This is a genomic window from Chlamydia sp. 12-01, assembly GCF_042234205.1.
Lineage (GTDB): Bacteria > Chlamydiota > Chlamydiia > Chlamydiales > Chlamydiaceae > Chlamydia.
The window spans coordinates 377829-400198 of sequence record NZ_CP114174.1; the positions used below are offsets into that span (position 1 = coordinate 377829).

Sequence of the window (22370 nt, forward strand, 5' to 3'; positions counted from 1 at the left end):
ACCTAATGTACTTGAATCAAGTAATCTCTAGGGATTTCCTTAAGAAAACGACTCGGTTTCATGACACGAACTGTGCCCCAAAGAAAACGAGTTTGCGCTGCAGTTAAATAAAGGAGATCTTGGGCTCTAGTGATTCCTACGTAGCATAGCCGTCGTTCTTCTTCAAGATTTTCATAATTTCCTTTAGAGTTTGCGTGAGGAAAGAGGTTTTCTTCCAAGCCTACGACAAAAGCTATACGGAATTCTAATCCCTTACCATTGTGAATTGTCATAAGATTGACACGATCCGCAATGAGTTCTGTTTCATCCGTAGAACTTTTTAAAGCTAAATCGTCTAAGAAACTTTCTAAGGAGCCTTCTGTATTTTGCTGTTCCCACTCAAAAGTTTTTGAAGCAAGTTCATCAAGGTTGCTTTTTCTATCTTCAAAAGTATCAGGATCTTCCTTTAATACTTGAAGATACCCTGTGATCCTTATGGTAGAGACAACAAACTCGTTAAGAGGAAGAGTTTCATAGGCGTATTCGAGTTGTTGGAAAATACTCAGGTAGCTTTTCAGACCTTCCTGCTGTTTTTTCGATAACTTTACGGCTTGAGTTTCTAAGGCATATTTACACGCTTCCAACATAGGTAAGTTGTTGGTAAGAGCGTAGTCTATTAAAGAAGAAATCGTAGAAGGTCCTAAACCACGTTTAGGAAGATTTACGGTTCTATCAAAAGCAACGACATCACATCTAGCGGTAAACATTCTTAGAAAAGCTAGAATATCTTGAATTTCCTTACGTTTGTAGAAAGATAATCCCCCAAGAATTTCATAGGGAATACGTCTACGTAATAAGGCATCTTCGAAAGTTCGAGATTGGAAATTCGTTCTATAAAAAATACAAATATCACGTAGGGGGATGTTTGCTCTTCTATGGAGACGATTGATCTCGTCAGCTACAAATTCTGCTTCTTCCTTGTCTGTTTTGCCAAGAAATACACGAATTTTCTCTCCAGGACCTTTTACACTACGTAGATCTTTCTTTAATCTTGATGCGTTATTTTGGATTAAAGCATTAGCAGCGTTAAGAATATTTCCGTAACTACGGTAATTGTCTTCTAAACGTAAGACAAGGGCTCTTGGATAATCTTTCTCAAAATTTAAAATATTATGGATATTGGCTCCACGCCAAGAGTAGATAGACTGATCAGGATCTCCAACAGCAAATATATTTTGGTGTTTTCCAGCGATGGTCTGAGCCATCATATACTGTGCATGGTTGGTATCTTGATACTCATCAATAAGGAGAGCCTTCCATAGTTCGCTATATTCTTTTCTAATTTCAGGAAATTCCTTGAACAGTCTTACGGTAAGAAATAGAAGGTCATCAAAATCTAAAGCATTAGTTTCATTTAGACGTTGTTGGTATTCTTTATAAATAGAAACTACGGGATCAATATATTCTTCAGGATCTAAATCCTCAGGATAGAGCAGACGATTTTTAGCTTGAGATATATGATACTGTATTGAGCTACTGAGAGTTTTCTTTAAATTAAATTTTTGCAAACATTGTTTGAGAAGTTTATCGGTATCACTTTGATCATAGATAATAAAATTATTTTCTCTGTTCAAAGCTTGTATAGATCGACGTAGGATAAATACTCCCAAGCTATGAAATGTACATACCATAGGAATATCAGAACCGTGAGCTTGAGGACATTGATGCAGAATACGTTCTTTAAGTTCTTTTGCTGCTTTGTTAGTAAAAGTGACGGCTAAGATTTCTCTAGGAGCAATGCCTTCATTGATTAAATGGAGGATACGGCATGTTACTACACGAGTTTTCCCAGCTCCAGCTCCAGCAAGAACTAAAATAGGACTTAATGGTGAAGTGACAGCTGCAATTTGTGCTTCGTTTAATTCTGAAGTGAGCATAGTGGTATCCTAACTTATAGCTTCTGACTGAAAAAAATCAGGATCCCTGAAGCTAAAATAATCTGAGAAGGTTAATATACTTCTATTTTCAAATAATAAAAGTGGGTGGTTTATGCAAAATGCCTTTACTATAGACCAGCTTCCTTTGTCTTGGCAAGAGCAGCTTGAAACTGAATGGTCTCGACCTTACATGCATAAGCTTAGGGAATTTTTACAATCTGAGTATTCCCAAGCAACAATCTATCCCGCAAAAGACAATATCTTTACTGCATTAAAAAGCACACCTTTTGATTTTGTACGTGTTGTTATTCTCGGACAAGACCCCTATCCAGGAGAAGGACAGGCTCACGGATTAAGCTTTAGTGTCCCCAAAGGTGTACGTCTACCCCCATCTCTTATCAACATCTTTCGTGAGTTACAAACTGATCTAGGAATAGAAAATACCACGGGATGTTTGCAATCTTGGGCAGATCAAGGAGTTCTATTGTTAAATACTGTGTTGACTGTGCGTGCAGGAGCTCCTTTTTCCCATGCTGGCCAGGGATGGGAACAGTTTACTGATGCTATTGTTGCCAAGCTTATAGAAAATCGTTCCCATGTGATTTTCGTGTTATGGGGGAACGCTGCGAGAAAAAAATGTGACTTACTTTTTCATTCCACGCATAAACATGCTATTTTAGCGGCTCCGCATCCCTCTCCTTTAGCGGCACATAGGGGTTTTTTTGGCTGTTCGCACTTTTCAAAAATTAACTACCTGCTTAAAAAGCTGAATAAGCCCATGATTAATTGGAAGCTCCCATGAATGAAGGTATTCAAACAGTTTCTTTTAACAAGACACACCGACTTACAGCGAAATCTACAGTTAGTTTGGAAATGCCCGTAGCGACGCAGAAACTTCAAGGTAAAGAAGGCATGCCGGCAGCAGCAGGTTTAGAAGCAGATTTCTTAAGAGCAGAAGCTATACTTGCAGAAATGCGTGAAATTCGCGGCTGCTTAGAACATTCGTTAGAAACGCTAGTTCCTAAAGAGTAGATGTTTCTCTAACAGGTCTTGCAAATAAGGAGTTAGCTTTTGTAAAGCTTTAGCTCTATGTGAGACCTGATTTTTTACATCCTCAGAAAGTTCAGCAAACGTTTGTTTGTAGTCATATTTTAAGAATAGTGAATCGTAGCCAAATCCTGAAGAGCCTTTCTCTTGATTGCTGATATAGCCCTCACAAATTCCTCGAGCTTTAAAGAATTTTCCTTCTGGAGAAGCAAGAACGATACAACATTCAAAATACGCAGACCGATCTACAATACTTTCTAGAGATTGCATCTCCTGTAGAAGTTTTTTCCTATGGTCTTTATCGCAAGCGTCTGTTCCAGCAAAAGTAGCTGAAAGTTTACCAGGAAGCCCGTTCAATGCAGGCACCATAAGCATAGTATCATCTGCAATAACCCAGGAATTGAGTTCTTTTGCTGCATGAAGACCTTTGGCTAGGGCATTTTCTTCAGGAAGACAACCTATTTCTTTAGGAGAGTGATAGTTAGGGAAATCGGTTAACGAGAAGATGTCGAAACTTCCTAATTGTTTTAAAAAAGTCTTAGTTTCTCGTATTTTATAACCGTGGGAGCTAGCAATTACTATCTTCATAGGTTTCTCCTTAGCGAAAGGGAAAGAGCAAATAACTAAAAGTTTTTGTCTCGTTTGAAATCACACTAGCAATTTTGTCAAGTGTAGTGCCTTCCTCGATTATATTACAAAATAATCGAAATAGTCGCATCTACACAACTATTAGCACGGTTGCACAAAGATATCTTTTTTGCTAGCAGTACTTAACCAACATACAAACTATCAGAATGTTGTTTTTTATAGGCAGATAGGTGTTATGAGAGTTATACGCTCATTTTTAATTTTATTATGTTTATTTCCTTACTTAGGATTCTCTCAGGTATCGGTAGGGCTAGATCGTGTTTTCAACGATGAATCTTATTTGTCTTGGATTCGTGGTAAGAAAATAACATTAATTTCTCATAATGCTGCTATCAATCACGAAGGAAAAGATGCTCTGTCCGTCTTTCAAGAACATAAAGAACTATGTTCTTTGAATATTCTTTGTACGTTAGAACATGGCTACTACGGTACTGCACCTGCAGAAACTCCTGGAACCGCTCCTGGAATTCAAGGATTACGTACAGTGTCTCTCTATGGTGTGAAAGACATTCCTGAATGTGCTGTGCAAGGTAGTGATGTTTTAATCTACGATGTGCAAGACATTGGAGTGCGTTCTTATACTTTCATTTCTTCATTACTCCATTTAGTTCGTGCTTCTCAAAAATATAAAAAGACTTTGATTATATTGGATCGCCCTAATCCTATGGGAGGCAAGGTAATCGATGGTCCTATGCCTATGTCTCAATCGGATTATGCTCCAGAAATTCCTTATTGCTATGGAATGACTCCCGGAGAATTAGCACTTTTTTATAAAGCGAAATATGCACCCTATGCTCAAGTGTTCGTAGTTCCCATGCAGGGCTGGAAACGTTCCATGACATTTTCTCAAACAGGATTGAGCTGGATTCCTACGAGCCCACAAATTCCTGATGCACAAACAACATTTTTCTATGCTGCAACAGGGATTATAGGAGCTCTATCTATATCGAGTATTGGTATAGGCTATACTCTTCCTTTTAGGGTAATTGGAGCTCCTTGGATGGATGGAAATCTTGTTGCAAAGAAGCTAAATGAAGCGCGGTTACCAGGAATAACATTTTATCCTTTTTGCTATGAGCCGTTTTTTGGTAAGTATAAAATGGAGTTTTGTTCAGGCGTTTTACTTATGTTAGAAAAGCCCGAAGAATTTCTTCCTATGGAAACGCAATGTACGATTTTAGGAACTCTAAAAACTCTTTATCCTAAACAAGTGGAAAACGCTTTTAAAGCTTTAGAGAAAATTCCTTTACGAAGAACGTCTATATATCGTTGCTTGGGAGAGGAGAAATTCTTACATATCTGTCAAAACGAGCGCTATATTATTTGGCCGTTAAAAAGATTATGTATTGAAGGTAGAACAAAGTTTGAAAATATACGTAAGCCCTTCTTAATACCTGATTACAGTGATTATGAATAGGTGACTTTCTAGGATTCCACTGTTTGACAGGAATTTTTGTTGTTTCTATAAGCGACCTTATAGGGTCGCCTTATCCCTGGAATCTAGGGGAGACATAGAAAGAACGTGTCTAAAATATTTAAAAATCGATTAGAAGGACTTAGTGCGTTAAATCGAGGCGTGCGTGCTTTAGCTAAGGCCGTTACCACGACTTTAGGACCTCAAGGTTCTCATGTTGTTATCAAAAAAGATCATACTCCTCCTTATGTCACAAAACACGGTGCTTCAATAGCTAAAGAGATTAATTTGTCCGATGCTTTTGAAAATACGGGGTTGAAACTTGCTAGAGAAGCTGCATTGCAAACAGAAGCTCAGGTAGGGGATGGGTCTACTACAGCCATCGTATTAACCGATGCATTATTTTCTTCAGGACTCAAAGGTATTGCTGTTGGGTTGGACCCTTTAGAGATCAAACAAGGAATTCAGCTTGCTGGAGAAATGTTAGATAAGGAGCTTGCTAAGCTCGCCATCGGGATAAATGAAACACAAGACATATTTCATATAGCGACAACCTCAGCAAATCACGATCCTTCTATCGGGAGGATTCTATCTGATGCTATAGCAACAGTTGGTGTGGAGGGAGTTTTTTCTATAAGAGAAGGGGCGGGAGCGGAGACTACTTTACAAGCTACCACACATGTAGGGTTAAACTCAGGATATCTATCTGCATATTTTATAACGCATCCGGAAACAATGGAAGTTATCTATGAAGATGCTTCTATCTTATTGTGTAATCAAACGTTATCTTGCTTGAATCAATCATTTATTCATTTTCTAGAACAGATTTTTCAAACAAGTCGTAATCCTTTAATCATCGTTGCTGAAGATTTCGATCCTCAACTTCTCTCTATTTTAATTGTTAATAAGCTTAAGGGCAACCTCCCTGTATGCGCAATAAAAGCTCCAGGATACGGTGAACAGCGCAGAGAAACTTTAGAGGATATTGCTATTTTGACAGGAGCCACTCTTGTAGGGGATCTTTTGGAGATTTCCTTAAATGAGGATAACTCAAATGTTCTTGGTCGTGTTGGGAAAGTTGTCGTGACACAAAACACAACTCTTTTATCTGAAGGAAAAGGAAGTAAAGAAAGAATAGAGCAACGCATTGATTATTTACGCCAAGCTATTCTTGATAGTAGTTCCGAGATAGATACTGAAGATTTGGAAAAACGTTTAGCAAGATTTGTTGGTGGTATGGCTCAAATATATTTAGGAGCCGCGACAGAAAGTGACTACAGGGAAAAGAAAATTTGTTTAGAGAATGCTTTAAAAGCTACAAAAGCCGCTTTTAAAGAAGGTTGTCTTCCTGGAGGAGGAACAGCATTAGCTCGTGCAGCGTCTATTGTAAAAATTCCTGATCAATTATCCACAGGGGTAGTGTTCGGCTGCAAATGTATGCTGCAATCTGCAGAAGCTCCTCTTAGAGTTTTGGCTATGAATTGTGGAAAAGTTTCAGACTATGTAGTAGAGACAGTTCTGTCATACCCAGATCCTTATTTTGGATATAACTGTATTAGTGATACTTTTGAAAATTTAATTTCTTCCGGTGTGTTTGACGCGTTTACTGTGATTAAATTTGCTTTAAAATATTCTATTTCTATTTCTTGCTTACTTTTGACTAGTTCATTTTTTATTGTAGACTCTTCTGAAGGAGATCCTAAGTTTCCTGAAAGCTCTTTTCCAGATACTCCATAGTAGTAAATAAATTTTACACAACCCTTGATGAGGAATATCTTTTATCTTTTTTTCAAAGATAAGGAGAAAGACTTGATCATTTGGCCTAACTTGACTACACTTTTTATCGAAAGAGCTGTGCACCAGTAGCTCAGTGGATAGAGTACCTGGCTACGAACCAGGTGGTCAGAGGTTCAAGTCCTCTCTGGTGCGATGCATAATCATAAAAATAGGGTGGTAATGGGATCGGTATTTATTGGGAAAACTGCCCCAGATTTTTCTGTACAAGCAGTTGTTAACGGTGAAGTAAAAAACATTTCTTTGAAAGATTATCGCGGTAAATACGTCGTTCTTTTCTTTTATCCTAAAGACTTTACTTACGTTTGTCCTACAGAACTTCACGCTTTTCAAAATATGCTAGAAGAATTCGAAAGTCGCGGTGCACAGGTTATCGGTTGTTCCGTTGATGATCTTGATACTCACAAACGTTGGTTAGATACCGACAAAAAATCTGGTGGAATTAAGGGCATTACCTATCCTTTAGTTTCTGATATAACCCATGAACTTTCCGAGCTTTATGGTGTTTTAGATTCCCAGTCTAAACTATCATTCCGTGGATCTTTCTTGATCGATAAAGAAGGTATAGTCAGACATCTGGTAATTAACGATCTTCCTTTAGGTCGTTCTATAGATGAAGAGCTTCGTATATTAGATGCTTTGATTTTCTTTGAAAATCATGGGCTCGTATGTCCTGCAGACTGGCATCAAGGGCAGAAGGCTATGGCCCCCAATGAAGAGGGTTTAAAAGAATACTTCGGAACTATCGACTAAAAAACTTTATTAAAAGTTAATAAATCGTAGAGATCTTGTTCGAAGAATAAAAGGAAACTTTTATATTTTCGACAAAGAGATTTAGAGGCTTCTATGATGTGTTGATCTCCAACACCGGGCAGGCCCATAGCGATGATGTTTTTTAAAGTAGTCTGAGTGTTCAAGAAGTGTAGGCCGAAAAAATAACTGTCCACACAGTACCCTTCTTCTTTTACTCTGAAATAAAGTACGTTATAATCATACATCAGAGCTTGTATGGCTAAGGCTATTCCTGACCCGGTTGTTGCAGATCCATCACCGAGATGATCATAAAGATCTGCTGTACTACGACATAAATAAGCAGTGTCGTAACTTCCTTTTTCTGCTTCACCAAATAAAGCAATTGTCAGTTTCATTGAATTATGGATAAATCGGACTTTATTTCCGATCCTACAAAAGACTTTGTTTATTATCTATAGCGAGAAGTAAATATTAGTTATGAAAAACTGATAATCATTTCTTATTCTCTGGTAAACAAAGCTTTTGATTAGCGTAAATAACATCAGAATTTAATTTATTAAGTTTTTTTAATTCTGATATGGGGATTTTATATTTTGCAGCGATTTTACCTAAAGTTTCTCCAGGTTTTACCACGTGAATATGCGAAGGAACCTCATCAGAAAGATCTGTATAAGTTTCAGGGGAAGAACCATCAACAAGAGCTAAGAGAGAACGTCGTAAAAGACGGATATCTTGGGAGAGGGTTTTATGGTCTTTTTGTATTTCTTGGAGTTTATTATTTAGGGTTGCTTGAATATCTTTTACAGAAGCTGTAAGAACTGTAACAGTTTTTGCGAGAGTTTTGTGTTCGATCTCTAACTGTTGGATTTGTTTCGCTAAAGATTCTGGTTTTGTAAATGACAATCTTTGTATTTTGCCATCCTGCTCATCTATACGATCCGCTAACATCTGGATTTCAGATTCATGACACAACAATTTCGCAGAAACATCTTCTACTTCTGCAAGCACAGTATGTATAGATGGGGATTTCCCTGCCGCATTTGTAGGCAGTGTAACCCCTAAACACAGTCCTAATCCGCAGTAAAATAAGTGTTTGTAGTTAACGTGCATGGACTTTAAATTCTGTACGACGGTTTTGTTGCCAAGCAAGTTCATTATGACCGGAATTCATTGGCTGTTCTTTCCCGTAAGATATAGTAAATAACCGTTCTGAAGAAATTCCCTGTTTAACTAGATATTGCTTAACAGCATTAGCACGACGCGCTCCTAAAGCTAGATTATAGGCAGCTGCTCCACGCTCATCAGTATGACCTTCTATATATAATGTTGTTCTTGGTGATTTTTGCATCTGACGAACAAGACTAGATAGAATAGCTAAATTTTCTTCACCTTTAATGGTGTAACTATCAGTTGCGAAAGTAATATTTCGGAAGGAAGCCGATTGGCTACTCGTTTTGTATAATTGTTCCTCCTTAGAATCGAAAGAGTCTGCAAAGTTTTGATTCATTTCATCATCGGTATAGAGAGGAACAAAAGCAAAATTCTGTTTCTTTCTCTTAGGATGCTGACAATCTTCGCAAACGGTATCCCAATCACCATAAGGATAAGAGCATGAAGGTAAGGCGAAAAGTGCAAATAGTAAACAAGTCAGAACGCCTAAATATTTCTTTTTCATAAGATTCTCTTTATTGGTTATTAGGGAATCCTCCCCAGGAAGGAAAACGTTTTTCCCCCAATCCTATAACAATTTTCTTAGTTTTTTGGGTAATCAGACTTAATAAATAAAGCTCTGATTCTCCTGAATTTCCTGCACTATAAACAAGATGATGACTATCAAGAGCCCATGAAGGTCCTTCTTTGTCTGTAGGGGTTGTTGTCAGTTGATAATCTTTCCCAGTAGAAAGATCATACAAACAAATTTGACGAACTCCCTTAATTACAGAGCAAAAGGCTATTTTTTTACCATCTGGAGACCATGAAGGGCAACTGCTATTTCTATATTTTTTGGTGAGTAAACGTGGAGCTTGAATTTCTGGATCTATTTGAATGATGTACAAACGCGGTCTACCGTCTTTATTAGAGACAAAGACTAGCTTAGAACCGTCGGGACTAAAAGAAGGATTTCCCTGAGTTCCAAAAGTTTCATTCAATACTCTTCGTGGTTTCCCCATTGCGCCTCTTGATAAAGAAAAACTCTGAAGAAATAGATCAGGATTCCCATAAGTATCTGAAATAAAAGCTAAGAGTTTTTTTCTTGGGGAAAATGCAGGCATAAACTGATTCCCTTGTAAATTGAGAACCTTTTTGCCTGTAGTGTTCTCTAAAGAACCTAGAAAAATTTTAGGAATACCAAATTTATAAGAAACATAAAGGTAAGGATTACTGCTTCCTATGTTCATCCAATTGGGAGTGATGGACAAAGAGTTTTCTTGCGTAAGAACACATAGATTTCCTCCATCATAGTCTACAGACCATAGTTCTCCCTGTTTTAATTCACAATCTTGTGGATTTTTGCTTAACGAGAAAACAATTTTCCCAGAGCTAATTCCCGGAACCTTGGTAAGCGTGTAATGAATCTTATCCGCTGCTTCGTGTATTTTCTGACGGTTGCTAGTGTTGTCTTCTGTAAGTACTAAAGAATGAAATGGCTGATGGTTTTGAGAACCTTTAGCTATGGTAAATACAATTTCGGGATAACGAGAAACAAGGGCAATACTAAAAGGTGCAGAAAGAGTTTCGGACTTCACAAGAGAGGGTTGAAGACGATCTCCAAGAGCTAAATCACTAATGAAAGTATTGCATAACGCGCGTAGGTATTTTTGTTGTTTCGCATCATTAGGACCTATCTTTAATTCTACGTGAATAGGTAATAGAGAGATTTCAGATCGTACGGTAACTTCTAAATCTTTAGCATAGAGGGAAATTACCCCAAAAATAAGGAAAGTACTGACAAGTATACGTCGTAACATACCGACAGCCCCTACTGTGTTAAGACTCATTACTCAGGAGTTTAATATGAAAAGCGATATTTTTCGAGATTTTGTATTTGTCCAAGAATTTTTTAAAAGGAATTTCATGAATGCGCATCAGAATGAGTTGTTTTTCAGCTTCGCTAATTTCAGATAACAAAATACAGTCTTGAATATTTCCTTGAGGTGTTAATACAAGTTTTACTCGGACTTCTCCAGAAAAAGGTAAAACAATATATTCACGAAGTAATTGGCATAATTCTTCTTCTTGAGTTGCTGCTAAAGATGAGTGTATAGCGAGTTCTCTACTTTGAGGAAGGGAGATATTTGCAAGGCGTGCATCACTATCATCCAGATGTTTTGAAAGTGTTTTTGTAAGATTTGCAATTGCTTTGAGTTTAGCGTCTTTCTCTGTATTTCTCTTTGTTGAAGTTTTCTTTTCTACCTGTGGTTTTGAGACAAGAGTTTCTTTTTCTATAGATTTGGGGATGGGGATTTTTTTAACACTATCGGGATTTTTCTTTTCAATAGGAGCTTTAGAAGGTTGTTTTTCAACAACGGATTGTTTTCTTTCTGTTTTGACTACTTGCGTTTGTGACGTGGGCGTAATTGTTGTACATGTTTTTACAACAGAAAAGGGTTCACTTAAAGTAACGAGTTTTTCTTTGAAGGGTAGAAGTTTAGGTTGTTTTTTTTGCGTTGGAGAATACGCAAGGAGAATAATACAGACTCCATGGAGAAAAGTTGCAAAAAGAATATAAGGAAGCGTCTTTTTCATAATTAGCTTTTTAAAGCTATATGGAGTTCGTGAAATCCTGCTGATTCTATCGTAGTTTTTACTTCTTGATATAATCTAAAAGGTGTATCGCCATCTTGTAATAGTAAGGGTATTCTATTCGGATTTTGCTTATGTAAAAGGGTAAGTTGTGTTTTTAATTCCCCTAAGGAAAGAATCTGATCATTTAATGTAATCGTGTGATCTGCTAATACTTTGATTGTTGTAGGAAGCTCTCCATCTTTTCCGAGAACCTTATGTTCTTTTGTTCCGGGAGCTAAAGCTATAGAATCGAGGCGTATTAAAGGCATGGCAATCATAAATGCCATTAAAATTACAAAGACAATGTCAATTAATGGAGTAAGATTGACATTAGGATCTTCTTCAGCATCTTCAACGATAACACGTTTCATAAATTTGTCTGACGATACTTAACTTCTATAGAATTTAACAGCAAATATGCCGTTTGCTCTATTTCTAGAATTAATCGAGAAGAATGAGCTTTAAGATAGTTAAACCCTATCAAAGAAGGAATAGCAACAAATAATCCTACAATTGTCGTTCCTAGTGCTGTTGCAAGCCCTTCCATCATTGCTGTTCCTCCGGCTTGTCCTGAGCCAATGTGAGAAAAAGCTACCAAAATACCCCAAACAGTCCCTAAAAGGCCTAGAAAGGGCGCTAAACTGATTGTCGTAGCAGGAATGAAGTTGTTTTCATGCATGATTGCCCGGTATTTGGGCATAATCGCTCCTAACAGAGTCTCTAGAGACTGAATATCCTCAATAGATAATACAGGCCCATGATCAGGAGCCTGTTGACGATTCTTATCGAGAAGCTCCAATGTTCCTCGCTTAATAGTGAAATATAGGTCTGCGAAAGGATTTAGCTCTGGATGGATTTCTAAAGATAGCGGGGCATGACGATTTTTTATTAAGAAATCTTTAAGAGATTTGCCTGATTTCAGAAATTTTTTTTGAATAGCAAGCTTTTGATGTAGTACTGTCCAAGTGCATAGGGAAAGAATCAATAGGCTAAAGAATATCCCCTTACCGAAGAGATCGGCTTCTTTGAAGGCCTGGATAATTGGATTATGGGTGAATTGCAACATAGAGTATAAAATTCTTTACATAATGAGGGGATCATACAAAAGACGATCCTATCAAAATTATGGTATAGAGCCAAGTAGGTTTTGTTAAAGAGATTTACAAAAGCATTTATAAAAATAAAACTATATATAGTGTATAATTATCTACCTGATTTAGAAATAATTGGAGTTATTTTGAATAAAATCAAAAAGCAATTTCAAACTATATTGGTAGCTTTTCTATTTTCTTTACCCGCCTTTACCGGGTATGGTCAGAAATTGCGTGCTGCAGAGCCCGTAATAGAGAAAGCTTTACCAGGTGCTACTCTAGTTTCTGAGGGGTCTCATATTCCCAGAGGTGGAATATTTAGAGTGGGGATTAAGATATCCGCTCCTAAAGGAAGTCATATTTATTGGAAAAACCCCGGAGAAGTGGGGAGCCCATTAAGAATTAATTGGAATTTACCCAAGGGATTTGTCGTTGAGGAAGAGCATTGGCCTGCTCCTAAGGTTTTTGAAGAAGACGGTACGACATTCTTTGGTTATGATGATAATACATTTATAGTTGCAGATATCCGTGCACCTGAAAGTGGCGCTGATAAGGAATCTGTAGTGTTAAAAGCTCATGTGGAGTGGTTGGCTTGTGGGGAGAGCTGTATTCCTGGAAATGTCGACTTAGAACTATCACTGCCGTATCGTGATGGTATTGTTACCTTACATCCTGAAAGATCTACAGAGTTTGCTCAAACCTTACAGTCTCGGCCACGTTTACTAAAGGATAATCAGGCAATTACTTTAGGTCGTAGTAAAGAAGGCGAGATCATTTTAAATATCACCGGTAGTCCAAACCGAGCTGAGAAAGCCTGGTTTATTTCAGAGAAGGCGGATAAAATCTTTGCCTATTCTGAAGAAGCAATAAATGAGACTTCAGGGACAGCTTGGAAACTAAAGGTGAAAACATTATCGGGAGTTCAGAAGAATCAAGAACTACAAGGAGTTTTATTACTGACGGATGGCGCAGGTCGTGAAATTGAGTCATTTGTAATTCATGGTCAAATTAGTGATTCTGGGCAAACTTCTGAATTATGGAATTATATAACAATTATCGCGATGGCGTTCCTCGGGGGACTTCTCCTCAATATCATGCCTTGTGTTCTGCCTTTAGTAACTCTTAAGGTTTATGGATTGATTAAATCTGCAGGGGAGCAGCGCTCTTCAGTGATTATCAATGGTCTCTGTTTTACTTTAGGGGTAGTAGGTTGTTTTTGGGGATTAGCCGGGGTGGCTTTTCTCTTAAAAATGTTAGGACATAACATTGGTTGGGGTTTCCAGCTTCAAGAACCTATGTTTGTGGCAACCTTGATTATCGTATTTTTCCTATTTGCTTTGAGCTCTTTAGGCTTATTTGAAATGGGAACAATGTTTGCTAATCTTGGTGGGAAACTTCAGTCTACGGAGTCGGGAGCTTCTAGAAACAAAGCCGTAGGAGCTGTGTTTAACGGGGTGCTAGCTACTTTAGTAACAACACCGTGTACAGGACCATTTTTAGGTTCCATATTAGGCTTAGTGATGTCTTTATCATTCATCAAGCAATTGATAATATTTACATCTATTGGCTTGGGAATGGCATCACCTTATCTTGTATTTTCTGTATTTCCTAAGATGTTATCCGTTCTTCCTAAACCCGGAAGCTGGATGAGTACATTTAAGCAGCTTACTGGATTTATGTTATTAGGAACGGTAACTTGGTTAGCATGGATTTTCGGTTCAGAAACAAGTACAACGGCGTTAATTGTCTTACTTTCCGGATTATGGCTTGCGGGTATAGGAGCGTGGATTTTAGGAAAATGGGGAACCCCTGTTTCTCCTAAGAAACAGAGAATTTTCGCTTCAACATTATTTTTTGGGTTTGTCGCAGGAGCTTTATCATTAAGCTTTATTGCTTCCCGACATTTCACAGAAGAAGCAGAAACCGTAGTAGTTCAAGAAGGAAGTTCTTGGCAGCCGTTTTCTGCAACAAAACTTGCTCAGCTGCGTAAAGAAGGGCAAGCCGTGTTTGTGAACTTTACAGCTAAGTGGTGTTTAACCTGTCAGATGAACAAACCTGTATTGTATGCAACTACTATACAGGAGATGTTTAAAGAACGCGGGGTAGTTACCCTAGAGGCTGATTGGACACGTAAGGATCCGGGTATTACTGAGGAGCTAGCGCGTTTAGGACGAGCAAGTGTTCCTTCCTATGTCTATTATCCTGCTGATCAGTCGGAACCCATAGTACTTCCCGAAAAGATTACTCAATCAGTTCTTGAAGATATGGTCTTTTCGAAAAACTAATCTATAACTTTAGATGTTAGACTTTTTAGAGTGTATTTGAATAAATACACTCTTTTTTTTTCTTAATTTAAGAAATGCTTCTTAAAAGATCGATTCTTTTGAAGATATTTCACTAGGAGATGTATGATTGTACATTTCCTCGCGTCAAGATTTTAAGGAGAAGGGTTATGGATTTAGCTGATGCGCATTTACATCTTTCGGATGAAGCGTTTATGGAAGATGCTACTGATGTTATTCATCGTGCAAAAGATTCCGGAGTTTCCCTCTTTGTTAATGTAACAACAACTATTGACGAGTTGAATAAATCTTTTGACTATGCAGAACGTTTCCCAGAATTACGTTTTTGTCATGTCGCTGGAACTCCGCCTCAAGATGCCCATATAGATATAGATGAGCATTTTCAATACTTTCAAGGTTTAGCTCAGGCTGGGAAATTAGCTGCTATTGGTGAAGTAGGCTTAGATTATTGTTTCGGCGCAGATGATCCAGCCAAAGAACGTCAGAAAGAGGTTCTGAAGAAATATTTGTCTTTAGCTTTAGAATGCGAATTGCCTTTGGTTGTGCATTGTCGTGGTGCTTTCGATGATTTTTTCCATATGATAGATCAATACTATCATCATGATGAACGCTCTTGTCCTGGAATGCTACATTGCTTTACAGGTACTTTAGAAGAGGCTAAGGAGCTTATTTCTCGTGGATGGTATATTTCTATTAGTGGGATTGTTACATTTAAAAATGCCCAAGATTTGCGTTACGTGGTTTCCCAAATCCCTCTTGATCATTTGTTAATAGAAACAGATGCTCCTTTCCTTGCTCCGACCCCTTATCGTGGTAAAAAAAATGAACCTGCTTATATAGCATATACGATTGAAACTATTGCTAATATTTATGGTCTCGACTCTCAAGAACTTGCGGATATAGCTCGGAGTAATGTTTTACGATTCCTAGAGGCTCGTAAGAAAGGTTAGCCTTATCTCCAATTTACTGATAAAAATAGCTTCACATAATTCTATTTAAGCTTTTATGGTTGCTAGAAAAAGAGATTGTGAAATAAAGGCTTACGATGAATGAAAGGGAAGCATGTTCTGAAATAACTCAGAAGCCATGGAAGTACTACACTAGCTTTGTTTTACGTTGTGTTCATTCTTTAGCAGGAGTTGCATTTACGTTGTTTCTCTGTGAGCATATGTTTACCAATATGCTTGCTTCTTCTTATTTTAATGAGGGACAGGGGTTTGTTCAGTTAGTGAGCAAATTTCATCAGATTCCTGGTCTTAAGATCATAGAAATCGTCTTTTTAGCATTACCTTTTATCTCTCATGCTATTATAGGCATAATCTATCTTTTCCAATCAGAAAGTAACTCTGAAGCGTCTGATGGCAGTAAACCCGCGTTAATTTATGCAAGAAATATTGCTTATACCTGGCAGAGAAGAACAGCATGGATTTTACTTTTTGGACTTATTTTTCACGTTGTTCAGTTTCGTTTTCTTCGTTATCCTGTTCATATAGAGCTGCATGGGCAGACATATTATGTTGTGGATATCGATTCCTCTCGCTACCCGGCAATAGTTCGTGGTACTAAGGGGTTTTTCACTATAAACTTTTCAGCTCCTCAAACGGAGACTATTCGTTTGGAGAGAGAGGATCTTGAAGGTAGTGCCGTTTCTAAATTATCAGAAAGTAAGGAATATCTTCTTACACCTAATGTAGGAACAGCTTTTCTCTACATTGTTCGTGATTCTTTAGGATCTTTATGGATGGCTATTTTCTATACTATACTTGTGATTGCCGCTGCATTTCATGGGTTTAATGGTCTTTGGACATTTTGTTCTCGATGGGGAGTTGTTATATCTTTACGGTCTCAGGCTCTTTTACGTAATTTGTGTTATTTTGCCATGGTTATTGTTTCTGCCATGGGCATTAGTGTGATTTGGAATTTGTATAGCGTGGCATAAGATTATGGAAGCTCAGGGTTGTAGAGTTATTGTTGTCGGTGGTGGTTTAGCAGGGTTGTCAGCAGCCGTGAAGCTGGCAGATTATGGTATCGTTGTTGATCTCGTATCATTGACAAAAGTGAAAAGGTCTCATTCTGTATGTGCGCAGGGAGGAATAAATGCTGCCCTTAATCTTAAGCACGAGGAAGCGGATTCTCCTTATATACATGCGTATGACACAATAAAAGGCGGAGATTTTCTAGCAGATCAACCTCCTGTTTTAGAAATGTGTTTAGCAGCGCCTAGGATTATCCGTATGTTGGATAATTTTGGATGTCCTTTTAATCGTACTCCTGACGGAGAATTGGACGTACGTAGATTTGGAGGGACGCTGTATCATCGTACAGTATTTTGTGGAGCTTCTACTGGGCAACAGCTTATGTACACTCTAGACGAGCAGGTGCGTCGTCGTGAAAGTGAAGGAAAAGTTAACAAATTTGAAAATCATGAGTTTGTAAGATTAATCACTAACAGTTCTGGAAGAACTTGTGGAATCGTATTAATGAATTTATTCAATAATCGCCTAGAAGTTCTTAAGGGAGACGCTGTTATTTTTGCTACAGGTGGTCCTGGAGTTATTTTCAAGATGTCTACGAACTCGACGTTTTGTACGGGAGCAGCAAACGGACGGTTATTCTTACAGGGGATGACTTATGCGAATCCAGAGTTCATTCAAATTCATCCTACAGCAATTCCTGGTATTGATAAGCTACGGCTAATATCTGAGTCTGTTCGTGGTGAAGGTGGACGCGTTTGGGTTCCTGGAGATTCCTCAAAGACCATTATCTTCCCCGATGGTTCGCGACGTCCTTGTGGGGAAACAGGAAAACCTTGGTATTTCCTAGAAGAAATGTATCCCGCTTATGGCAATTTAGTCAGTCGTGATGTAGGTGCTCGTGCTATCTTACAGATATGTGAAGCAGGTTTAGGAATTGATGGACGTATGGAAGTCTTTTTAGATGTTACCCATCTGCCAGCCGCTACACGACATAAGCTAGAGGTCGTTTTAGATATTTATAGGAAGTTTACCGGAGAAGATCCTGATAAAGTTCCAATGAGAATTTTCCCAGCCGTGCATTATTCCATGGGTGGTGCTTGGGTAGATTGGCCTGCTGCGGATGATCCTGATCGTGATAGCCGCTATCGTCAAATGACTAATATTCCAGGATGTTTCAACTGCGGAGAATCTGATTTCCAGTATCACGGAGCAAATCGTCTAGGAGCAAATTCGTTATTATCTTGTTTATATGCAGGACTTGTTGCTGGAGAAGAAGCTGCGCGTTTCATTACTGCTTTTGGCTCCTGTCCGACAACCTCTACAGATTTTTCTGATGCTCTCCAGCAAGAGAAAGAAGAAAATGCTCTTCTACTTTCAAGAAGTGGAGGAGAAAACATCTTCATCTTACATGAAGAAATTGCTAAGGTGATGGTTAGAAACGTCACTGTGAAACGAAATAACAAAGACCTAAGAGATACTCTAGAGCAGTTGAAAATGTTTAGAGAGAGGCTTCAAAAAGTTTCTGTTCATGATTCTTCACAGTTTGCCAATAAAACCTTCCATTTTGTACGTCAGATGGGTCCTATGATAGAATTAGCATTAGCGATTACCAAGGGGGCTTTACTGCGAGATGAATTCCGAGGTTCTCATTATAAAGAAGAATTCCCTAAACGTGATGATGTCCATTGGCTAAAGACAACATTAGCGTCATATTCTCCTGAAGAACCTGAGATTACTTATCAGCCTGTAGATACTCGTCACGTACAACCTACATTACGAGATTATACAAAATCTTCGACAGGGAAAATCGAGTTTGCCAACGTTCCTGAAATCATTCGTTTGCCTATATAAATAAAGAGAGGACTATGGATATTCCTGAAACTTTTATATTGAAAATCTATCGGGGAACCCCGGGAAAACAATATTGGGAAAGTTTTGAATTGGTATTGCATCCAGGAGAGAATGTAATTAGTGCTCTTATGGAAATCGAAAAACGTCCTATAAATACTCTAGGGGAAACAGTGAATCCTGTTGTATGGGAACAAGGGTGTCTAGAAGAAGTTTGTGGTTCCTGTTCATTATTAGTAAATGGTACACCTCGTCAGGCATGCACTGCGCTTATTGAAGAGTACATAAAGGAAACAGGATCTCGAGAGATTGTTTTAGCGCCATTAACAAAATTTCCATTAATTCGGGATCTTATTGTTGATCGTTCGATCATGTTTGATAACTTACAAAAGATTCAAGGTTGGGTAGCTGCTGATATCGATGGGGAAAATTGTGGTGTGAAAGTATCGCAAGAACAGCAAGAGCTGATGTATGCCTTATCTATGTGTATGACGTGCGGGTGTTGTACAGAAGCTTGTCCTCAAATTAATGAGCATAATGATTTTATTGGACCAGCAGCCATTGCTCAGGCACGTTTATTTAATACGTATCCTGGAGATAAGCAATCTAAAAAACGTTTACGTACACTTATGGGGAAAAAAGGCATAGAAGGTTGTGGACAAGCACATAACTGTGTGCGTGTGTGCCCTAAAAAACTTCCATTAACAGAAAGTATTTCTGCTATGGGAAGAGAAATTTCTAAATATTCTTTAAAATCTTTATTTCGTTCGATTTTCCAAAGAAAGAAAAAAGATGGTGATGAGGATTAGAAAAATCCTTTAGGCATATGGCTGCGATATCCTGGAGGGGGAGGCATGCCATAGTCTATAGGATTTGCGTAGAGAGTCCAAGGTCTTGAGACAGAAAGCAGCTTATCTATATTTTCCAACGGGTATCCTTGCAAACCAGCATAGTTAAATTGCCAGAGATCAATTTCTTGGGTGCCTGGGTGAAGAATAAATCCGAAATAGCTGTAAGCCCAATTGCTATCTCCAAAGAGTAATGGAGCTGGATAGGCAAGGTTGTGATGGCGCATGGCTGTTGCTAATCTTAAGAAGATATCTTCCTCAAAATACAATTGTTGATAGCTTTCCATCATCAATCCTTTAAAAAGATGACGAATCTCTCCTGATGATAATAAGGAGAAACTTGGAATAAATTGTTCTATAAGTTTGCTAAATTTTTCATAGGTAATTCTAGAGGAGATTCCTAGATAAGAGCAGACTTTGTCTAAAATTTCAGGGAGTTGTTGATCAGTGGTATAGGGGATATCTTGGACAATCTGATGGGCTAAACGTCTTTGATATAGTGTGAAAACATTTTTAGATTTTGGTAAAGCTTCTTGTAAAAATCGCGAGGCTTTTTCGTAGAGTTCGGGGAGTAATAAAGAATGATCAGAGCAGAAATCATGAAAATCATATGTAAGATTTTCCAGACTATATTTCGTAGAGAATCTTTCTATAAACGTGTAGATCCCCTGTTGATTTAGCACAGTATCTGCTAGGAAATCTTGATGATTTTTTACCCAAACATCACGTAACCAGGTGTAGCTATACCAGTCATTATTCCATGCCTCACGGAATAAGGGAGATCCCGCAATTATAGAGAATACATGCGTTGGAGATGAAGCTAGTAGTGAATGTGAACCATCTTCTAAATAGCTTTTTATTGCTGAGGGAAGATCTTTTAAAGCATCTGAGAAAAATGCTGCTAACTCATGAGCATTTTCGGGATGTTTTTCGATATATGTGAGTTCTTCAGAATTTTCGAAATAATCTTTTAGTAAAGTTTCTACTGTTCCTCCGGAAACATACACCCAGGGTGTGTGGGAAATCTTATCCAAATTATTAAGAATAGGTTGAGGTATAGGAAGGCCATATCCTTCAAGGATACGCGTTATAGCAGCTTCTTGGAAAGAGTTCTTATGTAGGGAAGAAATAATACGATGAATAAGAGTAGAAGTTTCTTTTTCTAATCCTAAAACGCCATGTTTTCCTAGGAGTTCTACTTCTGTTGAAGAAAAGAATTCCGATAAAAAGCTGATGAATTCGTTAATCGAATAGATTGCAGACCATGTATTGGGATGGCTTCTTCCGTGAGTAAAGAGTATACGAAATCCTGCAGGAGAATCTGCATAGAGGTGGGAAAATTCTTGGATGAAGGCGTCGTAAGAACTACGGAAATATTGTGGAATGATCTTTGTGTAAAAGGAGAGAAGAAAATTAGGTAAAGCGAAGAGTTTTTTTGCTTTTTCTTGAGCGGTATCCCAATCATAGAGAGCTTGGTTTAGTTCTTGGCGAAAACGCAAATGATCCATGAGCAAGATTTTATTATCTTGTTCATTTAGCGGATTTCTCATACGACTTTCTATATATTCAAGTTGAACACGTGCTTCATTATAGGTTTGCTCGCACTGTTGTATAAGATCTCGAGCATTATCGACTTCTTCTTCTACAAACGTTTGGATAGTATAAGCTAGGCTATTAGGATCATCATGCTGCCATCCTAAAGCTATACGAATATGATTTAATGTTGATGAATCGTTAGAGTCGGCAAGAGTTGCTAATGTATATTCCCAGGATTTTAGTAGGGGATTTTGCGTATCACCAATAAAGGCAAATTTAGCTTGTTCATATGCTGTGAGATAGCTGTAGACTCTTTGTGTTTGCGATAACTTATGCGAATTCTCAATAGGAAAAAAGACCTGCTCTTTACTGTAGAAGCCTTCTTGAAATAGGATAGAACGTACAGAATTAGCTGTAATTTGATAATGATGCAGTAATGTACTTTGAATGACTTCGTTAGCTGTTATGATATCATCAACGTGTTGTAATTTATTTAGAAGATATTCATGAGCGAGGACTTGTTGTATTCGAACTTGAGGGTCATCCAGAGTATCTACGATACCTGCCGCTTCGAAAGCTCGTTGTAGGCCTGGAGATGCAGAAAGTTTTGCAATAGGATCTGGGTATAAGTCTAGGATTCTTAAGGGTTTAAATAGCTCTCCGATACATCCCGATAAGTTTATAGGTACGGAGACTTCTCTCGTGCCTATAATTCTTGTAAGCTTTCCTGAAGTCAGTAGGTCATCAATATCTTTTATGAATAGCGTAGGGTATTCTTGATGAATAACAATAGCAAAAGCTGTTGCGAAGCAAGAGCCCACATCTTGACGTAAGTAGCAAAACATTGCTGTAAGTGCTGCTTGACGTGCATGAATAGGTGTTAAGGCAATCTCAGGGGATAAGGCCATGGTATTGCGAATGAGATCTTGAATGCTCTTGTAGGAGGGAACGAAAAGCTTTTTGATCCTTTCTTTAATCTCGGGTTCTTGTTTGATTGCTTGAAGCATTTTCAGAAGATGTTCTCTAGGTTTGGCTTCATTATGTCTATGAGGACCTAGGGGATAGAGACATTTTGTTAAATGTTCTATAGCTTTTACGACTTTTGTCGTATCAATTTCTCCGTTTTCTGCAAGGATATAACGTGCTGCGTTTCTTGCTATGGTAAGATTTTTCGCTGCTAGGGGGGATTGTAGGGATGTTGTTTGATAAGCACGAAATAGATCATTATCTTCTGAGCAGAAGATCTCTTCTAACTCATTATGCTTTTGCTTGAGAACTAGTGAATCAAAAACAAAAAAATCCAGTCGTGACATAGGGAATACAGAGAAAACTTTGGGCTTTTTCTATTTCTTATCATGAATTCCTGGTTTCTGTCAGCAAACGATTCCCTAAAGAGAACCCATTTTAGGA

20 protein-coding genes and 1 tRNA gene are annotated in these 22370 nt (G+C 38.1%); 11 read left to right on the forward strand and 10 right to left on the reverse strand.

All coding sequences use genetic code 11. The features are described from left to right. Positions 1-2: 2 nt before the first annotated feature. A complete protein-coding gene (locus O1W69_RS01675; RefSeq protein WP_375793791.1) occupies positions 3-1916 on the reverse strand; it encodes an ATP-dependent helicase in 1914 nt (637 codons plus the stop codon). 112 nt (positions 1917-2028) lie between these two features. On the opposite strand from O1W69_RS01675, the gene ung reads away from it, so the two are divergent. Together ung and O1W69_RS01685 are read left to right on the forward strand one after the other, a co-directional pair. Next, positions 2029-2718: a uracil-DNA glycosylase gene (ung, locus tag O1W69_RS01680; protein ID WP_375793792.1), complete on the forward strand. Its 690-nt coding sequence runs from the start codon at positions 2029-2031 to the stop codon at positions 2716-2718. Continuing rightward, entirely contained in the window at positions 2715-2948 is a 234-nt protein-coding gene (locus O1W69_RS01685) for a hypothetical protein (protein ID WP_375793793.1), read from the forward strand. The genes ung and O1W69_RS01685 overlap by 4 nt, the downstream gene beginning before the upstream one ends. Here the strand turns inward: O1W69_RS01685 and rdgB are convergent. After that, entirely contained in the window at positions 2931-3551 is a 621-nt protein-coding gene (rdgB, locus tag O1W69_RS01690) for an RdgB/HAM1 family non-canonical purine NTP pyrophosphatase (RefSeq protein ID WP_375793794.1), read from the reverse strand. The genes O1W69_RS01685 and rdgB overlap by 18 nt on opposite strands. A 235-nt stretch (positions 3552-3786) precedes the next feature. On the opposite strand from rdgB, the gene O1W69_RS01695 reads away from it, so the two are divergent. From O1W69_RS01695 to O1W69_RS01710, 4 genes are all read left to right on the forward strand, one after another. Further along, positions 3787-5028 carry a DUF1343 domain-containing protein gene (locus O1W69_RS01695; RefSeq protein ID WP_375793795.1) on the forward strand — a complete coding sequence of 414 codons (1242 nt, stop codon included), beginning with the start codon at positions 3787-3789 and terminating at the stop codon, positions 5026-5028. Positions 5029-5133: 105 nt separating this feature from the next. After that, positions 5134-6762, forward strand: a complete 1629-nt coding sequence (locus O1W69_RS01700) for a molecular chaperone GroEL (protein ID WP_375793796.1) — start codon at positions 5134-5136, stop codon at positions 6760-6762. 119 nt (positions 6763-6881) lie between these two features. Further along, positions 6882-6954, forward strand: a tRNA-Arg gene (locus O1W69_RS01705). A 27-nt stretch (positions 6955-6981) separates the two neighbouring features. Beyond that, positions 6982-7572, forward strand: coding sequence for a peroxiredoxin (locus tag O1W69_RS01710; RefSeq protein ID WP_375793985.1), 591 nt, complete (start codon positions 6982-6984; stop codon positions 7570-7572). Here the strand turns inward: O1W69_RS01710 and O1W69_RS01715 are convergent. The 7 genes from O1W69_RS01715 to O1W69_RS01745 all read right to left on the reverse strand — a co-directional run bounded on the left by O1W69_RS01715 (position 7569) and on the right by O1W69_RS01745 (position 12424). Beyond that, on the reverse strand, positions 7569-7967 hold the full coding sequence (locus tag O1W69_RS01715; protein WP_375793797.1) for a hypothetical protein: 399 nt from the start codon (positions 7965-7967) through the stop codon (positions 7569-7571). The two genes, O1W69_RS01710 and O1W69_RS01715, sit on opposite strands and share 4 nt — an antisense overlap. A 97-nt stretch (positions 7968-8064) precedes the next feature. After that, positions 8065-8682, reverse strand: a complete 618-nt coding sequence (locus O1W69_RS01720; protein WP_375793798.1) for a LysM peptidoglycan-binding domain-containing protein — start codon at positions 8680-8682, stop codon at positions 8065-8067. Next, a complete protein-coding gene (locus O1W69_RS01725; protein WP_375793799.1) occupies positions 8672-9247 on the reverse strand; it encodes an OmpA family protein in 576 nt (191 codons plus the stop codon). Before O1W69_RS01725 ends, O1W69_RS01720 begins: the two co-directional genes overlap by 11 nt. Before the next feature lie 10 nt (positions 9248-9257). Then, positions 9258-10541: a Tol-Pal system protein TolB gene (gene tolB / locus O1W69_RS01730; protein ID WP_375793800.1), complete on the reverse strand. Its 1284-nt coding sequence runs from the start codon at positions 10539-10541 to the stop codon at positions 9258-9260. A 19-nt stretch (positions 10542-10560) separates the two neighbouring features. Continuing rightward, positions 10561-11319 (reverse strand): inclusion-associated protein, encoded by a 759-nt coding sequence (locus O1W69_RS01735; RefSeq protein WP_375793801.1) that lies wholly within the window; start codon positions 11317-11319, stop codon positions 10561-10563. A 2-nt stretch (positions 11320-11321) separates the two neighbouring features. Continuing rightward, entirely contained in the window at positions 11322-11729 is a 408-nt protein-coding gene (locus O1W69_RS01740; protein ID WP_375793802.1) for an ExbD/TolR family protein, read from the reverse strand. Next, positions 11726-12424: a MotA/TolQ/ExbB proton channel family protein gene (locus tag O1W69_RS01745; protein WP_375793803.1), complete on the reverse strand. Its 699-nt coding sequence runs from the start codon at positions 12422-12424 to the stop codon at positions 11726-11728. The genes O1W69_RS01740 and O1W69_RS01745 overlap by 4 nt, the downstream gene beginning before the upstream one ends. A 171-nt stretch (positions 12425-12595) precedes the next feature. Here O1W69_RS01745 and O1W69_RS01750 point away from each other — a divergent pair, with 171 nt between their 5' ends. The 5 genes from O1W69_RS01750 (at position 12596) to sdhB (ending at position 19385) form a co-directional block, all read left to right on the forward strand. Beyond that, positions 12596-14734 carry a protein-disulfide reductase DsbD family protein gene (locus tag O1W69_RS01750; protein ID WP_375793804.1) on the forward strand — a complete coding sequence of 713 codons (2139 nt, stop codon included), beginning with the start codon at positions 12596-12598 and terminating at the stop codon, positions 14732-14734. 167 nt (positions 14735-14901) lie between these two features. Next, complete coding sequence (locus O1W69_RS01755) at positions 14902-15702, forward strand: TatD family hydrolase (protein ID WP_375793805.1); 801 nt, start codon at positions 14902-14904, stop codon at positions 15700-15702. Between the two features lie 95 nt (positions 15703-15797). Then, positions 15798-16691: a succinate dehydrogenase cytochrome b558 subunit gene (locus tag O1W69_RS01760; protein WP_375793806.1), complete on the forward strand. Its 894-nt coding sequence runs from the start codon at positions 15798-15800 to the stop codon at positions 16689-16691. A gap of 4 nt (positions 16692-16695) precedes the next feature. After that, entirely contained in the window at positions 16696-18579 is a 1884-nt protein-coding gene (gene sdhA, locus O1W69_RS01765) for a succinate dehydrogenase flavoprotein subunit (protein ID WP_375793807.1), read from the forward strand. Positions 18580-18593: 14 nt separating this feature from the next. Further along, the gene (gene sdhB / locus O1W69_RS01770; protein WP_375793808.1) at positions 18594-19385 is read left to right on the forward strand and encodes a succinate dehydrogenase iron-sulfur subunit; all 792 of its coding nucleotides are present in this window, start codon (positions 18594-18596) and stop codon (positions 19383-19385) included. Here sdhB and O1W69_RS01775 read toward each other — a convergent pair. Further along, positions 19382-22273, reverse strand: coding sequence for a hypothetical protein (locus O1W69_RS01775; protein WP_375793809.1), 2892 nt, complete (start codon positions 22271-22273; stop codon positions 19382-19384). The two genes, sdhB and O1W69_RS01775, sit on opposite strands and share 4 nt — an antisense overlap. Between the last annotated feature and the right edge of the window lie 97 nt (positions 22274-22370).

Bases quoted from the DNA above. Each gene is read 5' to 3' on its own strand.
- O1W69_RS01675 (WP_375793791.1), bottom strand. From the start codon at position 1,916: ATGCTCACTTCAGAATTAAACGAAGCACAAATTGCAGCTGTCACTTCA.
- ung (WP_375793792.1), top strand. From the start codon at position 2,029: ATGCAAAATGCCTTTACTATAGACCAGCTTCCTTTGTCTTGGCAAGAG.
- O1W69_RS01685 (WP_375793793.1), top strand. From the start codon at position 2,715: ATGAATGAAGGTATTCAAACAGTTTCTTTTAACAAGACACACCGACTT.
- rdgB (WP_375793794.1), bottom strand. From the start codon at position 3,551: ATGAAGATAGTAATTGCTAGCTCCCACGGTTATAAAATACGAGAAACT.
- O1W69_RS01695 (WP_375793795.1), top strand. From the start codon at position 3,787: ATGAGAGTTATACGCTCATTTTTAATTTTATTATGTTTATTTCCTTAC.
- O1W69_RS01710 (WP_375793985.1), top strand. From the start codon at position 6,982: ATGGGATCGGTATTTATTGGGAAAACTGCCCCAGATTTTTCTGTACAA.
- O1W69_RS01715 (WP_375793797.1), bottom strand. From the start codon at position 7,967: ATGAAACTGACAATTGCTTTATTTGGTGAAGCAGAAAAAGGAAGTTAC.
- O1W69_RS01720 (WP_375793798.1), bottom strand. From the start codon at position 8,682: ATGCACGTTAACTACAAACACTTATTTTACTGCGGATTAGGACTGTGT.
- O1W69_RS01725 (WP_375793799.1), bottom strand. From the start codon at position 9,247: ATGAAAAAGAAATATTTAGGCGTTCTGACTTGTTTACTATTTGCACTT.
- tolB (WP_375793800.1), bottom strand. From the start codon at position 10,541: ATGTTACGACGTATACTTGTCAGTACTTTCCTTATTTTTGGGGTAATT.
- O1W69_RS01735 (WP_375793801.1), bottom strand. From the start codon at position 11,319: ATGAAAAAGACGCTTCCTTATATTCTTTTTGCAACTTTTCTCCATGGA.
- O1W69_RS01740 (WP_375793802.1), bottom strand. From the start codon at position 11,729: ATGAAACGTGTTATCGTTGAAGATGCTGAAGAAGATCCTAATGTCAAT.
- O1W69_RS01745 (WP_375793803.1), bottom strand. From the start codon at position 12,424: ATGTTGCAATTCACCCATAATCCAATTATCCAGGCCTTCAAAGAAGCC.
- O1W69_RS01755 (WP_375793805.1), top strand. From the start codon at position 14,902: ATGGATTTAGCTGATGCGCATTTACATCTTTCGGATGAAGCGTTTATG.
- O1W69_RS01760 (WP_375793806.1), top strand. From the start codon at position 15,798: ATGAATGAAAGGGAAGCATGTTCTGAAATAACTCAGAAGCCATGGAAG.
- sdhA (WP_375793807.1), top strand. From the start codon at position 16,696: ATGGAAGCTCAGGGTTGTAGAGTTATTGTTGTCGGTGGTGGTTTAGCA.
- sdhB (WP_375793808.1), top strand. From the start codon at position 18,594: ATGGATATTCCTGAAACTTTTATATTGAAAATCTATCGGGGAACCCCG.
- O1W69_RS01775 (WP_375793809.1), bottom strand. From the start codon at position 22,273: ATGTCACGACTGGATTTTTTTGTTTTTGATTCACTAGTTCTCAAGCAA.